General features: G+C 71.6%; 19 protein-coding genes. 11 read left to right on the forward strand and 8 right to left on the reverse strand.

From position 1 onward, the window contains the following. Positions 1–31 precede the first annotated feature (31 nt). A complete protein-coding gene (locus ACZ4MU_RS13130) occupies positions 32–1,177 on the reverse strand; it encodes a SpoIIE family protein phosphatase (RefSeq protein ID WP_467874880.1) in 1,146 nt (381 codons plus the stop codon). A 108-nt stretch (positions 1,178–1,285) separates the two neighbouring features. Here ACZ4MU_RS13130 and ACZ4MU_RS13135 point away from each other — a divergent pair, with 108 nt between their 5' ends. After that, the gene (locus ACZ4MU_RS13135; protein WP_467874882.1) at positions 1,286–2,515 is read left to right on the forward strand and encodes a GNAT family N-acetyltransferase; all 1,230 of its coding nucleotides are present in this window, start codon (positions 1,286–1,288) and stop codon (positions 2,513–2,515) included. Positions 2,516–2,669: 154 nt separating this feature from the next. On the opposite strand, the gene ACZ4MU_RS13140 is transcribed toward ACZ4MU_RS13135, so the two are convergent. Next, the gene (locus ACZ4MU_RS13140) at positions 2,670–3,479 is read right to left on the reverse strand and encodes an Fpg/Nei family DNA glycosylase (protein ID WP_467874884.1); all 810 of its coding nucleotides are present in this window, start codon (positions 3,477–3,479) and stop codon (positions 2,670–2,672) included. Positions 3,480–3,488: 9 nt separating this feature from the next. Further along, positions 3,489–3,977, reverse strand: coding sequence for a ribose-5-phosphate isomerase (locus ACZ4MU_RS13145; protein ID WP_467874886.1), 489 nt, complete (start codon positions 3,975–3,977; stop codon positions 3,489–3,491). 205 nt (positions 3,978–4,182) lie between these two features. On the opposite strand from ACZ4MU_RS13145, the gene ACZ4MU_RS13150 reads away from it, so the two are divergent. Continuing rightward, the gene (locus ACZ4MU_RS13150) at positions 4,183–5,670 is read left to right on the forward strand and encodes an amino acid permease (protein WP_467874889.1); all 1,488 of its coding nucleotides are present in this window, start codon (positions 4,183–4,185) and stop codon (positions 5,668–5,670) included. On the opposite strand, the gene ACZ4MU_RS13155 is transcribed toward ACZ4MU_RS13150, so the two are convergent. Beyond that, positions 5,634–7,403 carry a protein kinase domain-containing protein gene (locus tag ACZ4MU_RS13155; protein WP_467874891.1) on the reverse strand — a complete coding sequence of 590 codons (1,770 nt, stop codon included), beginning with the start codon at positions 7,401–7,403 and terminating at the stop codon, positions 5,634–5,636. The two genes, ACZ4MU_RS13150 and ACZ4MU_RS13155, sit on opposite strands and share 37 nt — an antisense overlap. Before the next feature lie 147 nt (positions 7,404–7,550). On the opposite strand from ACZ4MU_RS13155, the gene ACZ4MU_RS13160 reads away from it, so the two are divergent. Further along, positions 7,551–8,339: a hypothetical protein gene (locus tag ACZ4MU_RS13160; RefSeq protein ID WP_467874894.1), complete on the forward strand. Its 789-nt coding sequence runs from the start codon at positions 7,551–7,553 to the stop codon at positions 8,337–8,339. Positions 8,340–8,440: 101 nt separating this feature from the next. Here ACZ4MU_RS13160 and ACZ4MU_RS13165 read toward each other — a convergent pair whose 3' ends face one another. Further along, positions 8,441–9,043, reverse strand: coding sequence for a biotin transporter BioY (locus ACZ4MU_RS13165; protein WP_467875510.1), 603 nt, complete (start codon positions 9,041–9,043; stop codon positions 8,441–8,443). Positions 9,044–9,322: 279 nt separating this feature from the next. On the opposite strand from ACZ4MU_RS13165, the gene ACZ4MU_RS13170 reads away from it, so the two are divergent. The 4 genes from ACZ4MU_RS13170 to ACZ4MU_RS13185 all read left to right on the forward strand — a co-directional run bounded on the left by ACZ4MU_RS13170 (position 9,323) and on the right by ACZ4MU_RS13185 (position 13,901). Further along, positions 9,323–10,768, forward strand: coding sequence for an amino acid permease (locus ACZ4MU_RS13170; protein ID WP_467874897.1), 1,446 nt, complete (start codon positions 9,323–9,325; stop codon positions 10,766–10,768). A gap of 182 nt (positions 10,769–10,950) precedes the next feature. Next, positions 10,951–12,354 (forward strand): amino acid permease, encoded by a 1,404-nt coding sequence (locus ACZ4MU_RS13175; protein WP_467874900.1) that lies wholly within the window; start codon positions 10,951–10,953, stop codon positions 12,352–12,354. Positions 12,355–12,510: 156 nt separating this feature from the next. Next, on the forward strand, positions 12,511–13,152 hold the full coding sequence (locus ACZ4MU_RS13180) for a superoxide dismutase (protein WP_467874903.1): 642 nt from the start codon (positions 12,511–12,513) through the stop codon (positions 13,150–13,152). Between the two features lie 215 nt (positions 13,153–13,367). Continuing rightward, on the forward strand, positions 13,368–13,901 hold the full coding sequence (locus tag ACZ4MU_RS13185) for a DUF4240 domain-containing protein (RefSeq protein WP_467874906.1): 534 nt from the start codon (positions 13,368–13,370) through the stop codon (positions 13,899–13,901). A 64-nt stretch (positions 13,902–13,965) separates the two neighbouring features. Here ACZ4MU_RS13185 and ACZ4MU_RS13190 read toward each other — a convergent pair whose 3' ends face one another. Next, positions 13,966–14,628 (reverse strand): DsbA family oxidoreductase, encoded by a 663-nt coding sequence (locus ACZ4MU_RS13190; protein WP_467874909.1) that lies wholly within the window; start codon positions 14,626–14,628, stop codon positions 13,966–13,968. Positions 14,629–14,764: 136 nt separating this feature from the next. Between ACZ4MU_RS13190 and pepN the strand changes: the two genes are divergently transcribed. Both pepN and ACZ4MU_RS13200 read left to right on the forward strand, forming a co-directional pair. Then, the gene (gene pepN / locus ACZ4MU_RS13195; protein ID WP_467874912.1) at positions 14,765–17,344 is read left to right on the forward strand and encodes an aminopeptidase N; all 2,580 of its coding nucleotides are present in this window, start codon (positions 14,765–14,767) and stop codon (positions 17,342–17,344) included. A 135-nt stretch (positions 17,345–17,479) separates the two neighbouring features. Further along, complete coding sequence (locus tag ACZ4MU_RS13200; protein WP_467874915.1) at positions 17,480–18,562, forward strand: hypothetical protein; 1,083 nt, start codon at positions 17,480–17,482, stop codon at positions 18,560–18,562. Between the two features lie 19 nt (positions 18,563–18,581). Here the strand turns inward: ACZ4MU_RS13200 and ACZ4MU_RS13205 are convergent, their stop codons facing one another. Next, the gene (locus ACZ4MU_RS13205) at positions 18,582–19,772 is read right to left on the reverse strand and encodes a serine hydrolase domain-containing protein (protein ID WP_467874918.1); all 1,191 of its coding nucleotides are present in this window, start codon (positions 19,770–19,772) and stop codon (positions 18,582–18,584) included. A gap of 411 nt (positions 19,773–20,183) precedes the next feature. Here ACZ4MU_RS13205 and ACZ4MU_RS13210 point away from each other — a divergent pair, with 411 nt between their 5' ends. Continuing rightward, positions 20,184–23,507, forward strand: a complete 3,324-nt coding sequence (locus ACZ4MU_RS13210) for a S8 family serine peptidase (RefSeq protein WP_467874921.1) — start codon at positions 20,184–20,186, stop codon at positions 23,505–23,507. A gap of 98 nt (positions 23,508–23,605) precedes the next feature. Here ACZ4MU_RS13210 and ACZ4MU_RS13215 read toward each other — a convergent pair whose 3' ends face one another. Beyond that, positions 23,606–25,096, reverse strand: a complete 1,491-nt coding sequence (locus tag ACZ4MU_RS13215; RefSeq protein WP_467874923.1) for a M28 family metallopeptidase — start codon at positions 25,094–25,096, stop codon at positions 23,606–23,608. A gap of 233 nt (positions 25,097–25,329) precedes the next feature. Here ACZ4MU_RS13215 and ACZ4MU_RS13220 point away from each other — a divergent pair, with 233 nt between their 5' ends. Then, a complete protein-coding gene (locus ACZ4MU_RS13220) occupies positions 25,330–26,358 on the forward strand; it encodes an aspartate-semialdehyde dehydrogenase (protein ID WP_467874925.1) in 1,029 nt (342 codons plus the stop codon). Positions 26,359–26,895 lie beyond the last annotated feature (537 nt).

The raw sequence follows: 26,895 nt of genomic DNA on the forward strand, positions 1-26,895 counted from the left end.
CCGGAGGTGGCCCGTCCGCTGCCCGGGAGCCTCAGGCGTCCCGCCGGATCAGGAGCAGCGCGCGGTCGTCGTTGACGTCCTTCGCCACGGCCTCGATCAGATGCCAGGCCGCGCCCTCGAAGCCGGTCGTGACATAGCGGTCGGCCTCGCCCGTGAGGCGGTCGATGCCCTCCGCGATGTCGCGTTCGGCCGTCTCGACCAGGCCGTCCGTGAACAGCATCAGGACGTCGCCGGGGCCGAGGGAGCCCTTCACCGGATGGAACTCGGCCCGGTCGTACACCCCGAGCAGCGGTCCCTCCCCCGACACCTCGCGCCAGCGGCCGGAGCCCGCCTGGAGGTGGAGGGCGGGGAGGTGTCCGGCGGAGAGCAGTTCGTAGTCGCCGGATTCCAGGTCCAGGACGAGGTGGATCGAGGTGGCGAAGCCCTCGTCCCAGTTCTGGCGGAGCAGATAGCCGTTGGCGGCGGGCAGGAAGCCGTGCGGCGGGAGCGAGCCGAGGAGGCCGCCGAAGGCGCCGGACAGGAGCAGCGCGCGCGAGCCCGCGTCCATGCCCTTGCCGGAGACGTCGGTGAGGACGACTTCGAGGGTGCGGTTGCCGTTGGTCCGGGCGGCCACGACGAAGTCGCCGGAGAAGGACTGGCCGCCTGCCGGGCGCAGGGCCATCTCGCGGTGCCAGCCGCGCGGCAGCCGTGGCAGCGCCGACTGGACGCGGATGCGTTCGCGCAGGTCGAAGAGCATGGTGCCGCCGCGCCGCCAGGGCACGCCGACACGGGCCCGGAACTGGGCGATGAGCAGGCCGAAGAGCCCGCACGCGGCGACCACCAGGACCGTGCCGGGGGTGACCCGGGCGGGGCCCTCGGTGTACGGGCCGAGCCGGACGGACTCCACGATCAGCGCGAGGGCGGCGGCGGCGTACAGACCGAGCAGGCTCGCCGGGCGGAGCAGGACGCCGCCCGCGACGATGGGGAGGGTGAGCGCGCTGGGGGCGCACCAGACGGGTGAGACGAGTGTGGCTCCGGCGATCGCGGGCACGGTGAGGAGGAGGCCCACGAGGGCGATCCAGTCCGAGCCGTCGCCGCGGAAGTAGTCGACCCCCGACTTGCGCAGCGCGATGCGTGCCCGGTGCGCGGACTTGCGCCACCGGGCACTCAACGAGACCGCTCCCGCGCGACGTGCCATTGCCGGTGACCCTATCCAGCGGACGCGCGCGTGCGCAGGGGGACCCCTGTGGCCATACGTTCGAAATCGGGTCGACCTGATGGCATACGCGCTGGTAGTCATGGCGGTATGACTGTGGATGTACGTGCGCTGGACCCGGCCGACTTCGACGCGTGGTACGCGGCGGTGGAGCGGGTGTTCGGGGGTGTCCCGGAGGACCCGGAGCTGGAGGCCTTCTGGGACACGGTGATCGACCGGAAGCGGTGTCTGGCGGCGTACGAGGGGTCGGCGATCGTCGGGACGACGCAGACCTTCGCGCTGTCGGTGGAGGTCCCGGGGGGCGGGTTCGTGCCGACCGGGGCGGTCAGCGCGGTGGGCGTCGCGGCGACGCACCGGCGCAGGGGGATCCTGCGGTCGATGATGCGCGCACAGCTCGACGCGGTGCGCGAGGAGGGCCTGTCGCTCGCCGTGCTCACGGCGTCCGAGCCGGGCATCTACGGCCGGTTCGGGTTCGGCCTTGCCACCCAGCAGCTGGGGCTGGAGATCGACTCCTCGCGGGTGCGGGTGGAGGTGCCCGGGGGCGGGGACGACGTGGCCCTGCGGTATGTGCCGGTCGCCGAGGCCGCGTCGGTGTGCGAGGAGGTCTACGGGCGCGCGGCGGGGACGCGCGCGGGCCGGTTCCTGCGCACGCCGGGCTGGGAGCGGCATCCGCTGCTCGACCCGGCGGACTCGCGGGACGGGGCGTCGCCGGCGCAGTGCGTGCTCGCCTCGCGGGGCGGGGAGGTCGTGGGGTACGTCCGCTTCCACACCAAGCCGGCGTGGGACGCGGCGGGGCCGAACGGCGTCGTGACGCTGCGGGACATCGGCGCCGACGATCCCGCCGCGTACGGCGCGCTGTGGCGCTTCCTCTGCGAGATCGACCTGATGTCGACGGTGAAGGCGGGGAACCGTCCGGTGGACGACCCGCTGCTGCACCTCGTCTCCGACGTGCGCAGGTGCGGGGCGCGGGTGCGGGACGGGATGTATGTCCGGCCCGTGGACGTCGGGGCGGCGCTGGCGTCCCGGACGTACTCGACGCCGGTGGACGTGGTGTTCGAGGTGGCGGACGCGTTCTGCGGGTGGAACGCGGGGCGGTGGCGGCTGAGCGGGGACACGAAGGGGGCGGTGTGCTCGCGTACGACGGACGAGCCCGATCTGGCGCTGTCCGTACGGGAGTTGGGGGCGGCGTATCTGGGAGGCGCGTCGCTGGCGTCGCTGGCCGCGGCGGGCCGGGTCCGGGAGCTTCGGGAAGGCGCGCTGGCGGAGGCGTCCGCGGCCTTCACGACGCCGGTGGCCCCGTGGCTGCCGCACGGGTTTTGATCCCCCGCCCCACCCCTTCCCGAAAGCCTCCGGCGGCCGGTCCGTCCTTCGTCCGCGGGCCGTGGTGGGTCGCGCGGGGAACCGCGCGCCCGGCCACCCACGGCCCGCAGACGAACCACCCACCGCCGGAGGCTTTCGCGAAGGGAGGCGGGGCTCAGGCGGTCTGGCAGCCGGGGCACCAGAACAGGTTCCGCGCCGCCAGGTCCGCCGTGCGGATCTCCGTACCGCACACATGGCACGGCAGATGTGCCCGGCGGTACACGTACACCTCGCCCCCGTGGTCGTCCACCCGCGGCGGACGCCCCATCGCCTCGGGCGTGTGCTCGGGACGCACGGTGTCGATCCGGTTGAGGCGCACCCCCTCGCGCATCAGCCCCACCAGATCCGCCCACAGCGCGTCCCACTCGGAACGCAGCAGATCACGGCCGGCCCGGTACGGATCGATGCCGTGGCGGAACAGGACCTCCGCCCGGTACACGTTCCCGACCCCCGCGATCACCTTCTGGTCCATCAGCAGCGCGGCGATCGAGGTCCGGCTCCGCGAGATCCGCGCCCACGCCTTCCCGCCGTCGTCGGACGGGCGCAGCGGGTCCGGGCCCAGACGGTCGTGTATCGCCCGCTTCTCGGGGTCGGTGATCAGCGCGCAGGTGGTCGGGCCGCGCAGGTCCGCGTACCCGCCGTCACCGGTCAGGCGCAGCCGGACCGTCTCCGTGGGCGGGGGCGGCGGGCCGTCGCCGAGCGCGTACTTTCCGAACAGGCCCAGGTGGACGTGGACCCAGCCCGCCCCGCCGAAGCCCAGGAACAGATGCTTGCCGTGCGCCTCGGCGGACGCCAGCACCTGGCCGTCGACCAGGGCCGCCCCGTCCGAGAACTTCCCCTGTGGGCTCGACGCGCGCAGGCGGCGGCCGCCGAACCGCTCCGCGTGGTCGGCGGCCAGCCGGTGGATCGTATGGCCCTCGGGCATGGCGCCAGGTCAGCCCTGCTGGGGGTGGTGCGCGGGGATCGCCGGGAGTTCCCCCGTCGTCTCGTACGCGGACAGCATCTCGATGCGGCGCGTGTGGCGCTCCTCGTTCGAGTACGGCGTGCTCAGGAACACCTCCACGAACTTGGTCGCCTCCTCCTGGGTGTGCATCCGCCCACCGATGGAGATCACGTTCGCGTTGTTGTGCTCACGGCCCAGCGCCGCCGTCTGCTCGCTCCAGGCCAGGGCCGCCCGTACGCCCTTCACCTTGTTCGCAGCGATCTGCTCACCGTTGCCGGAGCCACCGATCACGATGCCCAGGGAGTCCGGGTCCGCGGCCGTCTTCTCGGCGGCGCGCAGGCAGAACGGCGGGTAGTCGTCCTGGGCGTCGTAGATGTGGGGACCGCAGTCGACGGCCTCGTGGCCATGGGCCTTGAGCCATTCGACCAGGTGGTTCTTGAGTTCGTATCCGGCATGGTCTGAACCGAGGTACACGCGCATGCCCCCGAGTGTGGCATGCGGGCGGCCGGGCAGGGTTCATCGGGGTGAGAGGCCTTCGTCCCGATGACTGATGACCTTGTTCCTCCCGACTTGGGCCGTTGTGCCCCTCATCACGATTCGGAGTCAGGCCTTCCGTACCTGGGAGTACCGGGCTTCAATGCGTTGGTTCGTAACCCGAGCGACCCTTAGACCTAAGGATTCGTCCATGACCTCGCAACCCTCCCTTGCGAAGGAAGACGGCCGACCGGGCGATCCCGGAACGCCCGACTCCCCCGTCGTCGGCGCCCCGCACGGCTCAGGCGGCCTCCAGGCCGGTCTCAAGAACCGTCATCTGTCGATGATCGCCATCGGCGGTGTCATCGGCGCCGGGCTCTTCGTGGGCTCCAGCTCCGGCATCGCCGCGGCCGGTCCCGCCATCCTGCTCTCGTACGCGCTCGTCGGCCTGATGGTCGTCTTCGTCATGCGCATGCTGGGCGAGATGGCCGCCGCGCGGCCGACCTCCGGCTCCTTCTCGGCCTACGCCGACCGCGCCCTCGGCCGCTGGGCCGGCTTCTCCATCGGCTGGCTCTACTGGTTCTTCTGGGTCGTGGTGCTCGCCGTCGAGGCGACCGCCGGGGCGAAGATCCTGCACGGCTGGGTCGGGGCGGTCCCGCAGTGGGGCTGGGCACTGATCGTGATGATCGTGCTGACGGCCACCAACCTCGTCTCCGTCTCCTCGTACGGCGAGTTCGAGTTCTGGTTCGCGGGGATCAAGGTCGTCGCCATCGGCGCCTTCGTCGCCATCGGGCTGCTCGCCGTCTTCGGCATCCTTCCCGGCTCGGACAACCCCGGAGACGGGTTCGCACATCTGACCGATGCCGGCGGATTCATGCCGAAGGGCGCCGGGGCCATCCTCACCGGTGTGCTGATGGTCGTCTTCTCCTTCATGGGCAGCGAGATCGTCACGCTGGCCGCCGGTGAGTCCGAGGACCCGCAGCGGGCCGTCACCAAGGCCACCAACAGCGTGATCTGGCGTATCGGCGTCTTCTACCTCGGCTCGATCCTGGTCGTCCTGACCCTGCTGAAGTGGAACGACCCGGCGATCGTCAAGGACGGCTCGTACGTGGCCGCGCTCAACTCGATCGGCATCCCGCACGCCGGGCAGATCATGAACGTGATCGTGCTGACGGCGGTGCTCTCCTGCCTCAACTCCGGTCTGTACACCGCCTCGCGCATGGCCTTCTCGCTCGGCCAGCGCGGTGACGCGCCGCGCGCCTTCGCCCGTACCAACGCGCGGGGCGTGCCGCAGGCGGCCATCCTCTGCTCGGTCCTCTTCGGATTCGTCGCGGTCTTCTTCAACTACAAGTGGCCCGACACCGTCTTCGACTTCCTGCTGAACTCCTCCGGCGCGGTCGCCCTGTTCGTGTGGCTGGTCATCTGCTTCACGCAGCTGCGGATGCGCGGGATCATCCTGCGCGAGACGCCGGAGAAGCTGACGGTCAAGATGTGGTTCTTCCCGTATCTGACGTGGGCGACGATCGCGATGATCTCGTTCGTGCTGGTGTACATGCTGACGGACGACGCCGGGCGCAAGCAGGTGCTGCTGTCGCTGCTGGTGGCGGCCGTGGTCGTGGCGATCGCGCTGGTGCGGGACTTCACGCAGCGTGGCGCGGCAGCTCAGAGCGGTGTGAAGGACGAGGTCACCGCGGAGTAGGTGCGCAGGGCTTCGTGCTCGGTGGCGGCCAGATACCAGATGTTGATCTGGTAGGACTTGCCGCCCTGGTCGAAGCCCGTCTGGCGGGCCTTCCACGGGGCGCCGTCCTGAGTGAAGTGATAGTCCCAGACGACGGCCGGCCCGCCGTGGAACGTGGTCCGCTCCAGGCGGATGCCGCGGTAGCCCGGGACGTCGTGGGAGCCCTGTTCGGCCTGCCTCCACTGGGTGAGGAGATCGCCGCCGCGTACGAGTGCGTACGAGGCGGCGATCTCCTGTTTTCCGCCGGGGGCGTGGTAGTGGATGTTGGAGGGGCTCTTGGCGGTCCGGGTCCACGTGGCCGGGGGTGCCCAGGCGAAGCCGGTTTCGTCGCGGGTGCCGGGGGGACGGGAGGTGCCGGCGACGGTGGGGGTGCTCGTGTCCGTGCGCCTGCCCGTGGGGTGGCCGGGGTCGTCGTGGGTGGTGGTGAGGACGAGGGTGGCCGCGGCTACGGCGGTGAGGGCGAGGGCGGCGGCGAGGGCGGCACGACGAGGGATCCCCCGCCCCGCCCCTTCCCTGAAGCCCTGGGCGGGCGGCCGGGGGGTGGGCACAGGAGCACTCCCGGGGGCTCCGCCCCCGACCCCCTGAGCGGGGACTCCGCCCCCCGCGCCCCGGCCGGGGGCGCGGCCCGGGCCCGGTGGGGGCGGGAGGGGGACCTCGGGCGCGGGCGGAGACTGGCCCACAGGGGCCGCGTCTTCGAACCCCCGTGCAGGGGCTTCGCCCGGTGCGACCGGTTCGGGGCTGTCGCCCGGGCCCGGTGGGGATTGCGGAAGGGCATGCGGTGCGGGAGCGGGGGGCTCCCTTGTCCCGTTCCGGGGTTTCGGGGCCGTCTGGTGTATCGCCGGCGTGGTGGGATGCGGGGCCGGGGACAGGATCGTGGGTGGGGCCGCCATCGGGAGCAGGAGCCCCGACAGGGTCTCCAGGGTCGGGCGGTGGGCCGGGTCCTTCTTCAGGAGGGATGCCAGGGTGGGGGTCAGCGGGCCCGCCGCGGGCGGGAGTTCGGGCTCCTCGTACAGGACGGCGTGCAGCGTCGACAGGGTCGTCTCGCGGGCGAACGGGGACTGGCCCCCCACCGCCGCGCACAGTGTCGCCCCGAGTGACCACAGGTCCGACGCGGGGCCCTGGGGGCGGCCCCCCACCCGCTCCGGCGCCATGTAGTCCGGCGAGCCGACCAGCATCCCCACCACCGTCAGCGCCGCCGCGTCCTGGATCGCCGCGATGCCGAAGTCGGTCAGGACCACGCGGCCGGTCCGGGCCAGCAGGACGTTCCCGGGCTTGATGTCCCGGTGCAGCACTCCCACCGCGTGCACCTCCCGCAACGCCTCCACCAGGCCCAGGCCGATCCGCGCCGCCTCGCGCGGCGCCACCGGGCCGTCCTCGACGAGGAGTTGTTCCAAGGAGCGCGCGTCCACCAGTTCCATCACGATCCAGAGGCGGCCGGACTCCTCCACCACGTCATGGACGCGCACCACATTGGGATGGTCGATCCGGGCCGTCGCCCGCGCCTCGCGCAGGGCGCGCTCCCGGCGGATGCGGCTGTCCTCGGCGTCGAGGTCCCCCATCCGCATCTCTTTCACCGCGACCCGGCGGTCGAGGACCTCGTCGAACGCCCGCCACACCCGCCCCATTCCGCCCTGGCCGATCGTGGCGTCGAGCCGGTATCGCCCCGCGACCAACAGCCCCCGAATTCCCGGCATTACCGCCCGCCCCCTCAGTACCTGGTGCGACCAGGACAGAAACACGAACTTGCCACCATCACAGCATAATTCCGCGAAATCTTGTGGGACCCTTCTCAGCACTGCTCTCAGTACGCCGGCCGCTCAACTCGGCTGAGGGGGATGGAAATGCTTTCGAAGAAACACCGGGGATCTCTGACCGCCGGACTCATCACCGGGGCACTGTTGTTGCCGTTCGGGGCGCTCGCCCGGGCGGCCGATCCGACACCCGGCAGTGACCAGGGCGGATCACCCGGCCCCAGTGCTCCGGCCGAGCTCAAGATCTCCACCGAGCTGCCGAAGGAAATCAAGGTCGCCCATTCCTCCGGAAAGACCACGCTCACCGCGAAGATTCTCAACAAGGGCACCAAGGACACCGGCCGGATCACCCTCACCGTTCTCGGTCTCAACGGTATGCGGATCACCGGCGTCGACGGATGCGCCACCGTCCCCGAGAACAAACTCCCGAAGGGGACCAACACCGGATTCGCCTGCGCCATCGACAACGTGGCCGCCGGCGCCGACAAAACGTATACCGTCGACGCCACTTACGATCTGACCAGGACCGGAAAGATCTGTCTGCCGGTAACGGAAGGCACCGGAGGCGCCGGCGGAAAACTGCTGTGGCAGCAGGGACCGGTCCCCTTCGGCACGACCGACCCGACCCCCAACGCCCCCGACACCCCGCTGCTGCTCGGCACCGACAACGTCCCGGCCGCGCCGCCCGGCGGCTCCGCGAGCCCCTCCCCGGCCGCGCCCGGCACCCCCGCCCCGGCCCCGCCGTCCCAACTGCCCAGGACCGGTGTCAACGACGGCATCCTGCCGCTGCTCGCCGCCGCCTGCCTGCTCCTCTTCGTCGGCACCACCGGCATCTGGTGGGCCAACACCCGCCATCACCACCGCAGGCGTATGCATTAGGGGACGAGGACCGGACGTACGGAGGGCCCGGGCGCGCTTCTCGCGCGGCCGGGCCCCTCTGCGTCGTACCGGTCGGTGGCGTACCGGCTTCCGCCGTACCGCTACTTGCGGCCCGCGAACTTCCACGCCGTCGGCAGCGCCCCCATCGCCAGCGCCGCCTTCAGCGCGTCCCCGAGCAGGAACGGCGTCAGGCCCAGCGCCACCGCGCGCGTCAGGGACACGTCCGCCGAGGCGGCCAGGTACGGCACGCCGACCGCGTAGATGACCGCCGAGCCCAGCACCATCGTGCCCGCCGTGCGCAGCACCGAGCGGTCGCCGCCGCGGCGGGCCAGCGCGCCCACCACGGTGGAGGCGAGCAGCATGCCCAGGACGTAGCCGAAGGACGCCCCGCCCGCGCCCGAGGCGCCGTTCGCGAACCAGGGCATCCCGGCCATGCCGATCAGCGCGTACAGCCCGAGCGAGAGGAAGCCGCGGCGGGCGCCGAGCGAGGCGCCGACCAGCAGGGCCGCGAAGGTCTGGCCGGTGACCGGGACCGGGGAGCCGGGGACCGGGACCGCGAGCTGGGCCGCGAGGCCGGTGAGGGCCGCACCGCCGAGGACCAGGACGGCGTCCCGGGTGCGGGCGCCGGGCAGCAGGTCGGCGAGGACCGTGCCGGCTCCTCCGGTACGGGGTGCGGCAGGGGCAGTGACAGTGGTCGTGGCCATCATGGACTCCGCGGGATCGGGGACGGGCAGCGAGATACATGCAAGGGACACGGTGACGTTAGCCGAGGGATTCTCGCTGGATCACCATCAGCGGCCCACAAAGCGGCGGTTGGGGCCTTGGTGGAGTTCGCACAAAGGCCGGAGTGCTTCCGTCCGGCGGGGTGACCCTCGTCACTGCACCGATGAGGAGTACGTGCGGTTTTGCGGATCCGGCGCGGGCTCGGGGAGACTGTAGGTTCCCCATAAACGATCAGTCGCTGATCCGAGAGAACGAGCGCCATGCACGACGGCAAGACCACGGCCGGGGCCACCGCCGCCGACACCGCCTCGGCGGACCCCGAGCCGCTGTCCCACGGGCTGAAGCAGCGCCATCTGACCATGCTGGGCCTGGGCGGGGTGATCGGCGCCGGTCTCTTCGTGGGGTCGGGCGCCGGGATCGCGGTGGCGGGGCCGGGGATCGTCGTCTCGTATCTCATCGCGGGCGCGATCGCGATGCTGGTGATGCGGATGCTCGGCGAGATGTCCTCGGCCATGCCCGCGTCCGGCTCCTTCTCCGTGCACGCCGAGCGGGCGCTGGGGCGGTGGGCCGGGTTCAGCGTGGGCTGGCTGTACTGGTTCCTGCTCGTCGTCGTGCTCGCGGTGGAGGCGACCGGCGCGGCGCAGATCGCCCACGGGTGGGTGCCGGGGATGCCGCAGTGGGCGTGGGTGCTGGTGTTCATGGTGGTGTTCACCGTGGCGAATCTGGCGGCCGTGAAGAACTTCGGCGAGTTCGAGTTCTGGTTCGCCACGCTCAAGGTCGGCGCGATCGTCCTCTTCCTGGTCCTGGGGCTGCTGGCGGTCTTCGGGGTGCTGCCGGACACGGACGCGGTCGGGTTCGCCAACCTGACCGGGCAGGGCGGTTTCCTGCCCGCCGGGTGGGACGGCGTCGTCTCCGGCGTCCTCGCGGTGATCTTCGCCTTCGGCGGTCTGGAGGTCGTCACCATCGCGGCGGCCGAGTCGGACGACCCGGTGCGCGCGGTCGGGCGCGCGGTGCGCAGCGCCGTGTGGCGCATCCTCTTCTTCTACGTGGGCTCGATGCTGGTGATCGTGACCCTGCTGCCGTGGAGTTCGATGCGGCCGGGGCACAGCCCGTACGTCGCCGTGCTCGACTCGATCGGCGTCCCCGGCGCCGGTCAGATCATGAACGTCGTGGTGTTCGTGGCGCTGCTCTCGGCGCTGAACGCCAATCTCTACGGCTCGTCCCGGATGGTCTTCTCGCTCGCCGAGCGCGGGGAGGCGCCCAGGGGGCTGCTGAAGGTGTCCGGGGGCGGTGTGCCGCGGCGCGCGGTGCTGGCGTCGGTGGCCTTCGGATTCGTCTCGGTGCTGCTCAATCTGGAGTGGCCCGACTCGGTCTTCCTCTACATGCTCAACGCGGTCGGCGCGGTGCTGCTGTTCGTCTGGGGCCTGATCGCCGTCTCGCAGCTGCGGCTGCGCCGGCGGATCGAGCGTGAGGCCCCGGAGCGGCTGACCCTGCGGATGTGGGGGTTCCCCCATCTCACCTGGGCGGCGCTCGCGGCGATGGCGGCGGTGCTGGTGCTGATGCTCTTCGACGACGGGGCCCGGCCCCAGGTGCTGTGGTCGGCGGGCGCGACGGGGGCGGTCCTGCTGGTCGCTCTCGTACGGGAGTGGCGGACGAGGTCGACGGAATCCGGCGGTCCGCTCGCCGACCGATCGTCAGGTCGGTAGTTACGGGCGGGTTTGGCGGGACCCACGAGGCCGGAGGTGTGCATTCCGTGTGCGAGTCGTGCGCAAGGCTTCACGCTGTGTGAGTCGAGTGTCCGGATAGCGGTCTGGTGTTCCCTCTGAGCGGAGCCGCCTCCAGACTGTGGCTCCCGCCCCCCGTCTCAGCTACTGAACAGGGCCTGCCCATGTCCCGGACAAACGCGCCCGCGACGACCGACGCCCCGCCGAAGGTCGATTCCCCTCTCACCCACGGTCTCAAGCAGCGCCATCTCTCGATGATCGCCCTCGGCGGCGTCATCGGCGCCGGACTCTTCGTCGGCTCCGGCGCGGGCATCGCCGCCGCCGGGCCCTCGATCGTCCTCGCCTACGGCATATCCGGCGCCCTCGTCATGCTGGTGATGCGCATGCTGGGCGAGATGTCGGCGGCCAACCCCGCCTCCGGTTCCTTCTCCGTGCACGCCGAGCGGGCGATCGGGCCCTGGGCCGGCTTCACCGCCGGCTGGTCGTTCTGGGTGCTGCTCTGTGTGGCGGTCGGCCTGGAGGGCATCGGCGCCGCCAAGATCGTCACGGTCTGGCTGCCGGGTACGCCCGAGTGGGCCTGGGTCGCACTCTTCATGCTGGTGTTCACCGCCACCAACCTCGCGGCGGTGAAGAACTTCGGCGAGTTCGAGTTCTGGTTCGCCGCGCTCAAGGTCGCGGCCATCACGCTCTTCCTCGTCCTCGGCCTGCTCGCCATCCTCGGCGTCCTGCCGGACACCCCCGCCCCCGGCACCTCCAACCTCACCGGCGAGGGCGGCTTCCTGCCCAACGGCTCCGAGGGGCTGGTGCTCGGCCTGCTCGCCTCCGTCTTCGCGTACGGCGGCCTGGAGACGGTGACGATCGCCGCGGCCGAGTCCGAGAAGCCGGTGCAGGGCGTGGCCCGCGCGGTGCGTACGGCGATGTGGCGCATCGCGGTCTTCTACATCGGCTCGATGGCGGTCATCGTCACGCTGGTGCCGTGGAACGACAAGACCGTGGTGGCGAAGGGCCCGTACGTGGCGGCCCTGGACCATCTCGGCATCGACGGCGCCGGGCAGATCATGAACGTGGTCGTCCTGGTGGCCCTGCTCTCCGCGATGAACGCCAACATCTACGGCGCCTCGCGCATGGCGTACTCGCTGGTCGAGCGCGACCAGGGCCCCAAGGCGCTCGGCCGGATCTCCGGCGGTGTGCCGCGCGTGGGGGTGCTGTGCTCCTCGGTCTTCGGCTTCGGGTGCGTGCTGCTGAGCTACTGGCGGCCGGACGACGTCTTCCCCTGGCTGCTGAACATGATCGGTGCGGTGATCCTGGTCGTGTGGATCTTCATCGCCGTCTCGCAGCTGCTGCTGCGCCGGCGCACCGAGCGCGAGACGCCGGAGAAGCTGGTGGTGCGGATGTGGCTGTACCCGGGGCTCACCTGGGTGGCGCTCGCCGCGATGGCCGCGATCTTCGTCCTGATGGCACGCCAGTCCGACACGCGTGACCAGCTGATGGCGACGGGCGTACTGACGGTGGTCCTGGCCGTGCTCGGCTGCATCCGGCAGCGGACGGCGGCCCGCCGGGCCGTCTGATCCGCCGCTTCTTCCCGAAGAGCCCTGCGTCCACAGGTCCTAGAACTGCGGACGCAGGGCTTTTTACTGAGGCGCCCCTGAGCTGCGAACGTCCATACCTGCTGGTAGCGTGCACTTGCACATCAGTTGCAACAAGCAGTCGGAGGGGCTTCGGACATGGCCATTTACACGCTTCCTGAACTTCCGTACGACTACGCCGCGCTCGAACCCGTCATCAGCCCGGAGATCATCGAGCTGCACCACGACAAGCACCACGCGGCGTATGTGAAGGGCGCGAACGACACCCTGGAGCAGCTCGCCGAGGCCCGGGACAAGGACGCCTGGGGGTCGGTCAACGGCCTGGAGAAGAACCTCGCGTTCCACCTCTCCGGCCACATCCTGCACTCGATCTACTGGCACAACATGACCGGCGACGGCGGCGGCGAGCCGCTGGAGAAGGACGGCGTGGGCGAGCTGGCGGACGCCATCGCCGAATCCTTCGGCTCCTTCGCCAAGTTCAAGGCCCAGCTGACCAAGGCAGCGGCGACGACGCAGGGTTCGGGCTGGGGCGTCCTCGCCTACGAGCCGCTCAGCGGCCGACTCGTCGTCGAGCAGGTCTACGACCACCAGGGCAACGTCGGCCAGGGCTCCACCCCGATCCTGGTCTTCGACGCCTGGGAGCACGCCTTCTACCTCCAGTACAAGAACCAGAAGGTGGACTTCATCGAGGCGATGTGGCGCGTCGTCAACTGGCAGGACGTGGCGAAGCGTTACGCCACCGCCAGGACCGCCGGGAACACCCTGCTGCTGGTCCCCTAGGGACCCCGCGATCGTCCTGCTCGTGATCGTCTTCTCACCTTTCACGTGCGGGCGGAAAGACGGACGGCCCCCGCGAGGACGTGACTCGCGGGGGCCGTTCGTTCGCTCACCTCGCCGCCCACCGGTGCTTTGCCCTCGGTGCGCGGGGGCCGGGCGCCGGTCCTTCGCCCTTGCGCGCCGGGGCTGTTGTCAGTGCCGGATGCGATGCTCGGGCCATGGACACACAGGAGTTCTGGACGCTCATCGACGACGCCCGCGCGCAGGTGGCACACGCGGCGGACGCCGAGGCGGTCGCGGCGCGCGCCGCGGCCCTGCTCGCCTCCCGGCCGGCCGGCGAGATAGTGGCGTTCCAGCAGGTCTTCTGGGACCTGATGGCCGCCTCCTACCGCCAGCCGCTCTGGGCCGCGGCGTACACGATCAACGGCGGCTGCTCGGACGACGGGTTCGACTACTTCCGGGGCTGGCTGATCGCGCAGGGGCGCGAGGTGTTCGACGCGGCGGTGGCCGACCCGGACGGGCTCGCGGGCGTGGCGGCCGTGCGGGACGCGGCGGTCGAGGGCTGGGAGGTGGAGTGCGAGGAGGCGCTCGCCATCGCCTGGAACGCGCATCTGGCCGCGACCGGCGAGAAGCTGCCCGGCGACAGCTTCACCATCCGCTACCCGGAGCTGGACCCCGGCTGGGACTTCGACTTCGACGACCTGGGGGAGATGGCGAGACGTCTGCCGCGCCTGGCCGCGCTGTACGGGTGAGGGGCGCGCCCGGCCTCCGCGAGCGGGCGGCTCGCGGAGGCCGGGGGCGTGCTCAGGGACGTGCTCAGTCGAAGACCGGGCCCTGGGTGCGGGTGCGCTTGATCTCGTAGAACCCCGGGGTGGAGGCGACCAGAAGGGTGCCGTCCCACAGGCGGGCGGCGGCCTCGCCCTTGGGGGCCGGGGTGACGACCGGGCCGAAGAAGGCGATCTGCTCGCCGTCCGCGCCGGGCACGGCGATGACCGGGGTGCCGACGTCCTGGCCGACCTTGTCTATGCCCTCCTTGTGGGAGGCGCGCAGCTCGGCGTCGAACTCGTAGGCGCTGTTGTCGACCTCGGCGTGGTCGGCGAGGTCGGCGGGCAGGCCCGCCTCCTCCAGGGCCGCGACCAGGACCTCACGGCCGGAGCCGAGGTCCTGGTTGTGGACGCGGGTGCCGAGCGCGGTGTAGAGCCTGCCCAGCACCTCCTCGCCGTACTTCTGCTGCGCGGCCATGACGACCTTCACCGGGCCCCAGGCGCGGTTGACCAGGAAGTCGCGGTAGGACTCCGGCAGCTCCTCCAGCCTGTCCTCGTTGAGGACGGCCAGGCTCATCACATGCCAGCGCACCTCCACGTCACGGACCTTCTCGACCTCCAGCATCCAGCGGGACGTCATCCAGGCCCAGGGACAGAGCGGGTCGAACCAGAAGTCGACGGGGGTCTTCCCGGTCTGGGACGCGGTCTGGGACATGTCTCTCCTCATCGGGGCAACGCCGGGTGGATCACGAGGGAGAACGCCCGCGGCGGCCCGGCGCATTCCCGCGTGTCCGGGGCCGGGCGGGCATGGCAGGATCAGCGGTGTTCGAACGAGACACGAAGGAGTGCCCGTGCCCGGTGAGAATCTGTCCCGCGACGAGGCCCGCGAGCGGGCCGACCTGCTGTCCGTCGACGGGTACGAGGTCGCCCTCGACCTGCGCTCCGCGGTCGGGGACGCCCCGGACGGGCCGCGGACCTTCCGCTCGCTGACCACGGTCCGGTTCCGCTGCGCGCGGCCGGGCGCCGAGTCCTTCGCGGACCTGGTGGCGCCCTCGGTGAACGCGGTCACGCTGAACGGCAAGCCGCTGGACGTGGCCGCGGTCTTCGACGGCACCCGGGTGGCGCTGGCGGACCTGGCCGCGGAGAACGTGCTGGTGGTCGACGCGAACTGCGCCTACAGCCGGACCGGCGAGGGCATGCACCGCTTCGTCGACCCGGAGGACGGCGAGGTCTACCTCTACACCCAGTACGAGCCGGCCGACGCCCGCCGGGTCTTCGCCAACTTCGAGCAGCCCGACCTCAAGGCCCCCTACCGCTTCGAGGTCCGGGCCCCCGAGGGCTGGACGGTGTGGTCCAACGGCGAGGGCGAGCGGGGCGGGGACGGCGTCTGGCGGTTCGCCGAGACCAAGCCGATCTCCACGTACATCACCTGCGTGGTCGCCGGTCCGTACCACTACGTGACCGACTCCTACACGCGCACCCTCGACGACGGCACCACGCTGGAGATCCCGCTCGGCGCGATGTGCCGCAAGGGCCTGGCCCGGCACTTCGACGCGGACGACGTCTTCCTCGTCACCAAGCAGGGCCTGGACTTCTTCCACGACCAGTTCGACTACCCGTACCCGTTCGGCAAGTACGACCAGGCCTTCGTGCCGGAGTACAACCTCGGGGCGATGGAGAACCCGGGTCTGGTGACCTTCCGCGAGGAGTTCATCTTCCGCGGCAAGGTGACCCGGGCCGCCTACGAGCGGCGCGCCAACGTCATCCTGCACGAGATGGCGCACATGTGGTTCGGCGACCTGGTCACCATGCGCTGGTGGGACGACCTGTGGCTGAAGGAGTCGTTCGCCGACTTCATGGGCAGCTTCTCGCAGGTGGAGGCGACCCGGTTCGACAACGGCTGGATCACCTTCGCCAACGGCCGCAAGTCCTGGGCCTACCGCGCGGACCAGCTGCCCTCCACCCACCCGGTCACGGCCGACATCCGCGACCTGGAGGACGCCAAGCTGAACTTCGACGGGATCACGTACGCCAAGGGCGCCTCGGTCCTCAAGCAGCTGGTGGCGTACGTGGGGCGGGAGGCGTTCCTGGAGGGCGCCCGGCGCTACTTCAAGCGCCACGCCTACGGCAACACCCGCCTGGGCGACCTCCTGGCGGTGCTGGAGGAGGTCTCCGGGCGCGACATGGCCGCGTGGTCGCGGTCCTGGCTCCAGACCGCGGGCGTCAACTCGCTGACCCCGGTGGTCACGTACGACGCGGGCGACCGCATCACCGAGCTGGCCGTCGTCCAGGATGCCGTCGAGGCGCATCCCACGCTGCGCCCGCACCGGGTCGCCGTGGGCCTGTACCGCTCCGAGGCGGGCGTCCTCGTGCGGTACGCGCGCGCCGAGGTCGACGTGGACGGGGCGCGCACGGTGGTGGCGGAGCTGGCCGGGGCCGAGCGGCCCGAGCTGATCCTCGTCAACGACGACGACCTCACCTACTGCAAGATCCGCTTCGACGAGGGCTCGCTCGCCACCCTGCGCGCCCACCTCGGCGACATCACGGACTCGCTGGCCCGCGCCCTGTGCTGGTCGGCGCTGTGGAACCTGACACGGGACGCGCTGATGCCCGCGCGGGACTTCATCGACCTGGTCCTCGCCCACGCCGGCCGCGAGAGCGACATCGGCGTGCTCCAGATGCTGCACGCCTGGACCCGCTCGGCGCACCTCCACTACGCGGCGCCCGAGTGGCGCGAGCAGGGCGGACGGCTGCTGGCCGAGGGCGCGCTGCGCGAGCTGCGGATCGCGTCCCCGGGCAGCGAGCACCAGCTGGCCTGGGCCCGTTTCTTCGCCTCCGCGGCGACGACCGACGCCGACTTCCAGCTCCTGGAGGGCCTCCTCGCGGGGACCGCGAAGATCGACGGTCTCGAGGTCGACCAGGAGCTGCGCTGGGTGCTCCTGGAGCCGCTGGCCGCGCGCGGCCGGGCCGACGAGTCGGTGATCGGCGCCGAGCTCGCCCGCGACGACACGGCCTCCGGCAAGCGCCACCAGGTGCGGTGCCTTGCGGCCCGGCCCTCGGCAGCGGTCAAGGCGCAGGCGTGGGCGCAGGTCGTCGAGTCGGACGCGCTGTCGAACGCGCTGGTGGAGGCGACCATCGCGGGCTTCGCCCAGCCCTCGCAGCGCGAGCTGATCGCTCCGTACGCACCGAAGTACTTCGAGGTGATCGAGCGCCTGTGGACCGAGCGGTCCATCCAGATCGGCATGGACGTGGTCCGCGGGCTCTTCCCGAGCCTGCGGGACAACCGCTCGACGCTCGATTCCACGGACGAATGGCTGGCGGCCCACCAGGACGCGGCCCCGGCGCTGCGCCGGCTGGTCCTGGAGGCCCGTGACGACCTGGCCCGCACCCTGCGCGGCCAGGCCTGCGACGCGGCCGCGGGCGAGCGCTGAGGAGAATCGGGGGGCCCGGCGGCGGGCCCCCTGATCGGCACTCGAACGCCCGTACTTTAGGACGGGCTTGTCCTGAATTGTCGACGAGCGTGTAACAGCGGTTAGGGGCCGCTCCCGGCGCGGAAAGCCCCGGGCATGAACCACAACACCCCGACCTTCGGCGGCGAGACCCCCTCCCCGCTCTCCCCGCGCCCGCTCAGCCACCTCACCGACGTGCAGCGCCGCGTCTACTCCGCCGCCCAGCTGCGCGCCCACGGTGTCCCGGCCGCCACCGCCGCCGCCCAGTGCCGCCCGGGCGGCCCCTGGCAGCAACTGCTCCCCGGTGTCTATGTGTTGCACCCGGGACCGCCCACCAGCGAGGAGCGGCTGCACGCGGCCCTGCTGTACGCGGGGCGCCCGGCCCCCGAGCGCGCCCGGGCGGTCCCCGTCCAGGGCCAGGCGCACGCCGCGCCCGTCGAGGCGGTCGTCACCGGCCTCGCAGCGCTCGCCCTGCACCGCTTCTCCTCCGCTCCCCCGCTGCTCTCCCTCGACCGGATCGACGTGCTGGTGCCGCGCACCCGGCGGCTGCGCTCGACCGGCTGCGTACGGCTGGTGCGGGCCCAGGTGATGCCGGTGCCGGAGCCGGTGGCCGGGGTGCCGGTGGCGCCGGTGCCGAGGGCGCTCGCCGACGCGGTGGCCGAGCTCACCGACGCCCAGGCGGTACGCCGGCTGCTCACCGAGGCCGTCCGCGGCGGCCACTGCGAACCGGCCGCCCTGGTGCGGGAGTTGACCCGGGCGAGGCTGCTGACGCGGGCGCACGTGGTGGACGCGGTGGACTCGCTGCTCGCCGAGGGCCGGGCCATCGCCGAGGGCCGCCTCTACGAGATGGTGCGCGCCCACGGCCTGCCCGACCCGCTGTGGAACGTGGACCTGCGGCTGCCGGGCGGGCCGCACATCGGGGGCGTGGACGCGTACTGGCCGGACCAGGCGGTGGCGGTGGAGCTCGACACCCGGGCGCCGCGCCAGGGCCGGCGGCGCGAGGAGGGGGCCGAGGACGACCTGTGGAGCGAGTACGCCCACAAGCGCGAGACGCTGGAGCGGCTCGGGATCACCGTCGTCCACCTCACGCCCAGGAAGCTGCGCGAGGCGATGGAGCAGCAGGCGACCGTGGTCCGCACGGCCCTGATGGCGTCGGTGGACCGGGAGCCCGCCGCGTACGTGGTGGTGCTCCCCCAGTGAACGGGGAAGCACCGCACGCTCATTTCGCGGGCTCGGCGGCCGGCGCCGTTCCGCAGAACTCCGCGCGTACGACCGCCGAGGCGTCGCCCGACCAGTCGTTGTTGAAGTTGAACGCCAGCGAGTGGCGCCCGTCCTTCGTCGTGAGCGCCACCGACGAGGAGCCGTGGATGCCGCCGTCGTGGCCCCAGACCGCGACGCCGCAGGGCAGTGTCGTCGTCATCAGACCCAGTCCGTAGCGGCCGTCCGGGTTGGCGGGACCCATCGGGACGGTGGTGGTCATCTCCGCCAGCTGGCGCCGCGGCAGCAACGTGCCGGTGATCAGGGCCCGGTAGAAGCGGTTGAGATCGGCGGAGTCCGACACCATCTCCCCGGCCGAGCCGCCCATCGACGGGTTGAGCGCGGTCACGTCGTACGTCCTGCCCGTCGTCTTCGCGGACAGCTTGGAGTAGGCCCGGCCGCTGGGCTCGGGCATCCGGGCGTCGGTGCCGGGCAGTGAGGTGGAGCGCAGTCCCAGCGGGCGCAGGACGCGGCGCTCGGTCTCGGTGGCGTAGGAGTGGCCGGTGGCCTTCTCTATCACCATGCCGGCCAGGATGAAGTTGGTGTTGGAGTAGTGCCAGGAGGTTCCCGGGGCGAAGTCCGGGGCGTGCCGCATCGCGATGTCCGTCAACTGCCGCGGGGTGTAGGTGTCGTAGCGGTGCCGCAGGAAGTCCGTGCCGAAGACCCGCCGGGCGAAGTCCTCGTCCTCGGTGTAGCTGTGGATCCCGCTGGTGTGGTTGAGGAGCCGGCGAAGGGTGATCCTCGTGCCGTCGTGGCCGTGGCCGCGCACCACGCCCGGCAGCCAGTGCTCCACGGTGTCGTCCAGGCTCAGCCTGCCCTCGGCTTCCAGCTGGAGGACGACGGTGGCCACGAACGTCTTGGTGATCGAGCCGATCCGGTAGCGGTCCCCGCCGCGCCGCTCGCGGCCGGTGCGCAGATCCGCGACGCCCGCGTCCCCGTTCCAGACGCGCCCGCCGTCCTGGGCGGCCGCGACCACCCCCGGCACCCCGTCGCGCACGGCCGCCTCCATGGCCTGCTGGGTGGCCCGGTGGCCGGACGCGGGCGCCGCCTGCCGCGCGGAGGCCGGTGCCACGCACACGGTGGCGGTGATCCCGGCGGCGACGGCCATCCCGAGGACGGCGGTCCTGACTCTCCTGCCCGTACGTACCGGCATGTGCTCTCCCTGTCGTCCGCGGTGCCCGGAACGGCCCCGTCGGCGGACAGGACCCGGCCGCCGGCCGGGGAGTTGCCCGGCCGTGGCGGGGTTGAGCGCGTTCCGGCCGAATCCGTGCCGCGTACGGGGTCCGTACCGCGCGCCGGAGCCCTTGTGTGACACGTGTGAGCGGGCCGCGCGGCCGGTGCGCGACGGCCGGGTGCGGCGACGGTGCGCAGGCGGCCGGTCACCGCGGCCGTATCGACGCGCACCGATTCGCCCCGGTTCACCCCGCCTCGGTCCCGATGGCGTATGGCGGGATCCCGCCATGTCCGATTCCGGGCTCGGTCAACTCTCCACAAACAACCGTCATATAGGAAATGCTCAGCGGTCATCCGGCACCGTATTCCGGACCCTTTCTGACCACTAGGGATGCAGATGACCTCCGAATCGCCGCGCGCCATACCCGGCGCAAGACGCACGGCCCGCATAGCGGCCGCGGCAGGCCTGGTGGCCGCGCTCATCACCGCGGGCGCCGCCCCCGTCTTCGCCGCGGAGACGGCCGATCCCACTCCCGCCCCGGTGAAGTCCACGCCGGTGAAGTCCCCGGCGGACAAGCTCGGCGCCGCCGACGAGCAGCGGCTCGCCGAGGCCCGGGCCAAGGGTGAGAAGACCGTCACCGTGATGGTGGCCACCGCCCCCGGCGCCACCGGCGCCGTCTCGCACCAGCTCGACTCGGTGCCGGGCGCCACCGTCGGCAAGACCGACGACAAGCTCGGCTACGTCCGGGCGACCCTGCCGACCGGCACCGCCGAGTCCGCCCTGAAGGGCGCCGCCAAGCTGCCCTCCGTCCAGGGGATCGACCTCAAGCAGGAGATCCAGCTGGACGACCCGACCCCTTCGGCCGACAGCGCCAGGGCCGCCGCCCCGCGCCGCTCGCTCTCGGGCTCGTACCCGGCGCCCGGCAAGGACACGCCCGCGAAGAACCCGTACAACCCCTCCTTCGAGACGGGCGCGGTCGACTTCGTCAAGCAGCACCCCAAGGCCGACGGCCGCGGCATCACCATCGGTGTCCTGGACTCCGGTGTGGACCTGGGCCACCCGGCGCTCCAGAAGACCACCACCGGCGAGCGCAAGATCGTCGACTGGGTCACCGCGACCGACCCGGTGGCCGACGCCGACGGCACCTGGCGCCGGATGAACACCGCCGTCTCCGGACCGGAGTTCACCTACCAGGGCCGCAGCTGGAAGGCCCCGGTCGGCAGCTACGACGTCAGCCTGTTCTCGGAGAAGATCACCGCGGGCGGCGACGCCAAGGGCGACGTGAACCGCGACGGCGACACCACCGACACCTGGGGCGTGCTCTACGACCCGGTGGCCCAGACCGTCCGGGTGGACCTCGACAACAACGGGGACTTCACCGACGACGAGGCCATGAAGCCGTACAAGGACGGCTACCAGGTCGGCTACTTCGGCACCGACAACCCGGTGACCGACGTCGTGGAGCGGATGCCGTTCACCGTCGAGATCCGCAAGAACGTGAAGTACGACGCGGCCGGGCACACCTCCGACTACGTCAACATCGGGATCATCGAGTCCGAGCACGGCACCCACGTGGCGGGCATCACCGCCGCCAACGGCCTGTTCGGCGGCAGGATGAGCGGCGCCGCCCCCGGCGCGAAGATCGTCTCCTCGCGGGCCTGCAACTGGTCGGGCGGCTGCACCAACATCGCGCTGACCGAGGGCATGATCGACCTGGTCACCAACCGCCACGTCGACATCGTCAACATGTCGATCGGCGGCCTGCCCGCGCTCAACGACGGCAACAACGCGCGCGCCCTGCTCTACAAGCGCCTGATCGACAGCTACGGCGTCCAGCTGGTCATCTCGGCCGGAAACTCGGGCCCCGGCGTCAACACCATCGGCGACCCGGGCCTGGCGGACCACGTCATCTCGGTCGGCGCCAGCATCTCGCAGCAGACGTGGGCCGCCAACTACGGCTCCAACGTGGCGAAGAAGTACGACATGATGCCGTTCTCCTCGCGCGGTCCGCGTGAGGACGGCGGCCTCACCCCGACGCTGTCGGCGCCGGGTGCCGCGATCAACACCACGCAGACGTGGCTGCCGGGCTCCCCGGTCAAGGAGTCGGGCTACTCACTGCCGGCCGGCTACTCGATGCTCCAGGGCACCTCGATGGCCTCGCCGCAGGCGACGGGCGCCGCGGCCCTGCTGCTCTCGGCCGCCAAGCAGAAGCACCTTGACCTGGCCCCGGCCGACCTGCGCACCGCGCTGACGTCGACGGCCAAGCACATCAAGGGTGCCCAGGCGTACGCCGAGGGCGCGGGCCTGATCGACATCGTCGACGCCTGGGACGCGATCCAGGACGGCGCCACGGCCCACGAGTACGCCGTCAAGGCGCCGGTGAGGACCGCGCTCGACTTCGCGCTCCAGACGCCGGGCTTCGGCACCGGCATCTACGACCGCGAGGGCGGCCTCAAGACGGGCGAGAAGAAGACGTACGACGTCACGGTCACCCGCACCACGGGCCCGGACAAGGCCGTCAAGCACAAGCTGTCGTTCAGGAACAACGACGGCACCTTCAAGATCCTCGGCAAGGACGAGATCGCGCTGGAGCTGAACACGCCGGTCACCGTCAAGGTGCAGGCGCAGCCGAAGTCGGCGGGCGTGCACAGCGCCATCCTGGAGGTCAACGACAAGCGGACCAAGGGTGTGGACCAGCAGATCCTCGCCACCGTGATCGTCTCCAAGCCGCTGGCCAAGGCCGCGGCTTCCGGGTTCACCTTCACGGACTCGTCCTCGGTGCAGCGCAACAGCACCAAGTCGTACTTCGTGACGGTCCCGGCGGGCGCCAAGGCCCTTGAGGTCTCCATGGGCGCACTGCGCTCGGGCAGCCAGACCCGGTTCATCGCGATCCACCCCTACGGTGTGCCGGTCGACGAGACGGGGACGCCCAACTGCTACCCGAACTACGACAACCCGGCCAACACCTGCCGCCCCGACCTGCGCTCCTACGCGGACCCGCAGGCGGGCGTCTGGGAGATCGAGGTCGAGTCGCGCCGTACGTCGCCCTACCTCGACAACCCGTACAAGCTGGACGTGGCGGTGCTCGGCGCCGTCTTCGACCCGGCCGTGAAGACCGTGCCCGAGGCGAAGATCGGCACCTCGACCCCGGTCGAGTGGAAGGTCACCAACAATTTCGCGGCCATCGACGGCAGGCTCAAGGGCGGCTCGCTGGGCTCCGCGAAGGTCGCCAGGCCGACCATCAAGGCCGGTGAGGTCCAGACGACCACACTGACCGTCGGCGAGGGCGTGGAGCGCCTCGACGTCGCCATCGGCGGCGTCTCGGACACCGCCGCCGACCTGGACCTCGCGGTCCTCAAGGACGGCGTGCAGGTCGGCTCGTCCGCGGACGGCGACTCCGAGGAGGCGGTCAGCCTGGTGAAGCCGGCCGCCGGCACATACACGATCCAGGTCGCGGGCTACGCCGTCCCGTCCGGTTCGACCACGTACAACTACCGTGACGTGTACTACGCGCCGTCCCTCGGCGCCGTCAAGGTGGACGAGGCGAAGGCGGTCAAGCTGGCCACCGGCGCCACGGCGACCGTCTCCGCGCAGGTCGTGGTGGCCGGCGCGGCTCCCGAGGGACGCCAGTTCTTCGGCGATGTCAAGCTGGTCAACGCGCGCGGCACGGCCGCGGGCACCGGCAGCGTCGTGATCGAGAAGGTCACGCCGTAACCGGCTGAGTGACGAGTGAGACGGAGGGGCCCGGCGTTCGGAAAGAACGCCGGGCCCCTCCTTCTGTCCTGATGTCCGCTGTCCTGCCCGCTCGCCCCTCAGCCCTTGAGGGAGCTCAGGTCCTGGGCGTAGGTGCCGACGGCGTGGGCGATGACGTCGATGTTGAGGTCGAAGTACTTCTTGTCCACGTTCTTCAGGGTGTCGCCGGCGCCGTGGTAGTTCGGGTCGAACGCCTCGCCCGCCTTCCCGCCCCACTTCGCCGCCTGCTCGGGCGTCTTGATCTCCTCGGCGCCGGTGTACGTGCCGCCCGCCGGGATGCCGACCCCGATGAACGGGCCGTAGTCGGAGCGGCCGTCGAAGTCGTAGCCCTCGTGCGGAACGTGGCGCCGGTCGAGGTAGCCGTTGATCAGGCCCTCGATCTGGGCCGATCCGGCCGGGCCCGCGCCCGCGCCCTTCTTGTCGGAGTCGTCGCCGTCGTAGACGAGCTGGGCGGGGTTGGGCGAGCCGATCATGTCGAAGTTGAGGTAGAGCTTGATCCGCTTCTGCTGCTCCGAGGTGAGCGACTTCACGTAGTGCTCCGAGCCGAGCAGGCCCAGCTCCTCCGCCGACCACCAGGCGAACCGCACCTTGTTGGCGGTGGCCCTGGGGTGCTTCTTGGTCTGCCGGGTCTCCTTGGCCAGCTTGAGGGCGACTTCGAGCAGCCCGGCCGAGCCGGTGCCGTTGTCGTTGATGCCGGGGCCGGCGGGGACGGAGTCGAGGTGGCTGCCGAGCGCGACGACGTGCTCCGGGTCGCCGCCCCGGGTCTCGGCGATCACGTTGCGGGTGGGGTGCGCGACCGCCTCGGTGGCGACGTCCAGGGTGACCCGGACGGCGCCCCCGGCCACCTGCTCGGCCAGCGCCTCCCCGTCCTTCAGGGTGATGCCGGCGGCCGGGATGTGCGCGTTGCCGGGTTCGCCGACCGTGCCCTGCACGGGGGTGTCGCCGGAGTGGTTGTACAGGACGATCCCGGCCGCGCCCGCCTTCGCGGCCACCTCCTCCTTCTGCTGGAAGGTGCAGCTGCCGCGCTTGACCAGGGCGATCGTTCCGGTGAAGGTGCCCGAGGCGTAGTCCTCGGGCTCGCAGCCCGGGGTGGCGTCCACGCGGACCGCCTTGACCTGCGCGGTCAGGCCGCCGGCCGGAGTGGCCTTGGAGAACTTGAAGGCGGCCGTGCGCAGCTCGCGCGGCTGCGGCCCGAGAACCGTCAGCTTCTCGCGCAGCGCCTTGGACTCGTAGATGTCGAAGTCCTGGTACGCGACGGAGTAGCCGGCCTTCTTCAGCTCGCCGTAGACGTACGCGGCCGAGGCGTCGTAGCCCGGGGTGCCCGCCGCGCGGTTGCCGCCGTGGGCGTCGGCGATCTTCTGGAACTCCTCCAGGTGACGGTGGGCGCTCTCCCCGGACGCCCGGTCCACCAGCTTCTTCGCCAGGCGCTGGGCCTGGCGGTGCGGGTCCTTGGCGGTCTGCGGGTGGGCGACGGCCGGGGCGGCGGCCGCCAGGAGCACGGGGGCGGCGGCCAGGGCAGCTATGGCCCGGCTGCGGCGGGAAACGCGCACGGGAGATCCTCCGGTATGCGGGGAGCGGTGACCGCTGATCGGTCATGACGTCAGGACCGTAACCAGCGAATCGTCCGGCGCGGGGCATTCCGGGCCGGATGCAATCGAGCCGCCATGAACTCGTCACATCTGGGAAGGCGTCCCACACCCCGGACAATGGATTGGACAAGTCGGCCGTGCGCCGACGCATCATGGATGCGCCCGGGCCGTGTACACGTACAGAAGGAGTCACCGTGAGGGTCGGAATCGTCGGAGCCACCGGACAGGTCGGCGGAGTCATGCGGAGCATCCTCGCCGAGCGGAAGTTCCCGGTCGACGAGCTGCGCCTGTTCGCCTCCGCGCGGTCCGCGGGCTCCACCCTCACGTGGGAGGGCCGGGAGATCACCGTCGAGGACGCGTCCACGGCCGACTACACGGGCCTGGACATCGTGCTCTTCTCGGCGGGCGGGACGACCTCTCGGGCGCTGGCGGAGAAGGTGGCCGGGCAGGGCGCCGTCGTGATCGACAACTCCTCCGCCTGGCGGCGCGACCCCGAGGTGCCGCTGGTGGTGTCCGAGGTGAACCCCGAGGCGGTCAAGGACCGCCCCAAGGGGATCATCGCCAACCCGAACTGCACCACGATGGCCGCGATGCCGGTGCTGCGCCCCCTCCACGAGGAGGCCGGGCTGACCGCGCTGGTCGCCACCACCTACCAGGCCGTGTCGGGCTCGGGCCTCGCGGGCGTGGCGGAGCTGCACACCCAGGCGTGCGCGGTGGCCGAGGCGGCGGACCAGCTGGCCTTCGACGGGGAGTCGGTGTCCTTCCCGGAGCCGAACGTCTACAAGCGCCCGATCGCCTTCAACGTGCTGCCGCTGGCGGGGTCGATCGTGGACGACGGGTCGTTCGAGACGGACGAGGAGCAGAAGCTCCGCCACGAGTCCCGCAAGATCCTGGGCATCCCGGAGCTGAAGGTGTCCGGCACGTGTGTCCGGGTGCCGGTCTTCTCCGGGCACTCGCTCCAGGTGAACGCGCGCTTCGAGCGGCCGATCGGGGTGGAGCGGGCGTACGAGCTGCTCGGCTCGGCGCCCGGGGTGGAGCTCTCGGAGATTCCCACGCCGCTTCAGGCCGCGGGGAAGGACGCGTCGTACGTGGGGCGGATCCGGGTGGACGAGACCGTGGAGAACGGGCTCGCGCTGTTCCTGTCCAACGACAACCTTCGCAAGGGGGCGGCGTTGAACGCGGTGCAGATCGCGGAGCTGGTGGCGCAGGAACTGCGCGCCTGACGTCCCCACCCCACTCCACTTGGCGGCCGGGCCCCCAGCCCCCTTCTGCCCTGCGGGCGGGGGCCGGGGGCCCTTTCAGTACGGGGTGATCTGGGGGCCGGGCTTTGCAGGCCGATGTTCGCCTGCGGGGGTGGTGGGCTGATCGCGCAGTTCCCCGCTCCCCTTATGGGCCCGGTGTTCCCCTGCGGGCCGGTGGGACGCTGGTCGCGCAGTTCCCCGCGCCCCTGGGCGGCCGTGGCCTGCGGGGCCGTGGGGTTGCCGCACAGTTCCCCGCGCTCTGGGTCTCCGTGACCTGCGGCCCGGCGGGGGTTGCTCGCGCAGTTCCCCGCGCCCCTAGGCGGCCGTGGCCTGCGGGGCAGTGTGAGTTGCTCGCGCCGTGGGCCGCGCCCGGGGGCTGCGTGACCTGCGGGCCGGTGGTGGCTGGTCGCGCAGTTCCCCGCGCCCCTAGGCATCCGTGGCCTGCGGGGCCGTGCGTCGCTCGCGCCTAGCCCCGGTTCTTGGGCGGCGCCGGAGGTGCCTTTGAGGGGCGCGGGGTAC

The sequence above is a fragment of the Streptomyces sp. NPDC026377 genome, from assembly GCF_055567715.1.

Excerpts from the sequence above, each read along its gene's own strand:
- ACZ4MU_RS13200 (WP_467874915.1), top strand. The coding sequence starts at position 17,480 with ATGAACCACAACACCCCGACCTTCGGCGGCGAGACCCCCTCCCCGCTC.
- ACZ4MU_RS13210 (WP_467874921.1), top strand. The coding sequence starts at position 20,184 with ATGCAGATGACCTCCGAATCGCCGCGCGCCATACCCGGCGCAAGACGC.
- ACZ4MU_RS13135 (WP_467874882.1), top strand. The coding sequence starts at position 1,286 with ATGACTGTGGATGTACGTGCGCTGGACCCGGCCGACTTCGACGCGTGG.
- ACZ4MU_RS13180 (WP_467874903.1), top strand. The coding sequence starts at position 12,511 with ATGGCCATTTACACGCTTCCTGAACTTCCGTACGACTACGCCGCGCTC.
- ACZ4MU_RS13165 (WP_467875510.1), bottom strand. The coding sequence starts at position 9,043 with ATGGCCACGACCACTGTCACTGCCCCTGCCGCACCCCGTACCGGAGGA.
- ACZ4MU_RS13155 (WP_467874891.1), bottom strand. The coding sequence starts at position 7,403 with ATGCCGGGAATTCGGGGGCTGTTGGTCGCGGGGCGATACCGGCTCGAC.
- ACZ4MU_RS13175 (WP_467874900.1), top strand. The coding sequence starts at position 10,951 with ATGTCCCGGACAAACGCGCCCGCGACGACCGACGCCCCGCCGAAGGTC.
- ACZ4MU_RS13170 (WP_467874897.1), top strand. The coding sequence starts at position 9,323 with ATGCACGACGGCAAGACCACGGCCGGGGCCACCGCCGCCGACACCGCC.
- ACZ4MU_RS13145 (WP_467874886.1), bottom strand. The coding sequence starts at position 3,977 with ATGCGCGTGTACCTCGGTTCAGACCATGCCGGATACGAACTCAAGAAC.
- ACZ4MU_RS13205 (WP_467874918.1), bottom strand. The coding sequence starts at position 19,772 with ATGCCGGTACGTACGGGCAGGAGAGTCAGGACCGCCGTCCTCGGGATG.
- ACZ4MU_RS13130 (WP_467874880.1), bottom strand. The coding sequence starts at position 1,177 with ATGGCACGTCGCGCGGGAGCGGTCTCGTTGAGTGCCCGGTGGCGCAAG.
- ACZ4MU_RS13150 (WP_467874889.1), top strand. The coding sequence starts at position 4,183 with ATGACCTCGCAACCCTCCCTTGCGAAGGAAGACGGCCGACCGGGCGAT.
- ACZ4MU_RS13140 (WP_467874884.1), bottom strand. The coding sequence starts at position 3,479 with ATGCCCGAGGGCCATACGATCCACCGGCTGGCCGCCGACCACGCGGAG.
- ACZ4MU_RS13160 (WP_467874894.1), top strand. The coding sequence starts at position 7,551 with ATGCTTTCGAAGAAACACCGGGGATCTCTGACCGCCGGACTCATCACC.
- ACZ4MU_RS13190 (WP_467874909.1), bottom strand. The coding sequence starts at position 14,628 with ATGTCCCAGACCGCGTCCCAGACCGGGAAGACCCCCGTCGACTTCTGG.
- ACZ4MU_RS13185 (WP_467874906.1), top strand. The coding sequence starts at position 13,368 with ATGGACACACAGGAGTTCTGGACGCTCATCGACGACGCCCGCGCGCAG.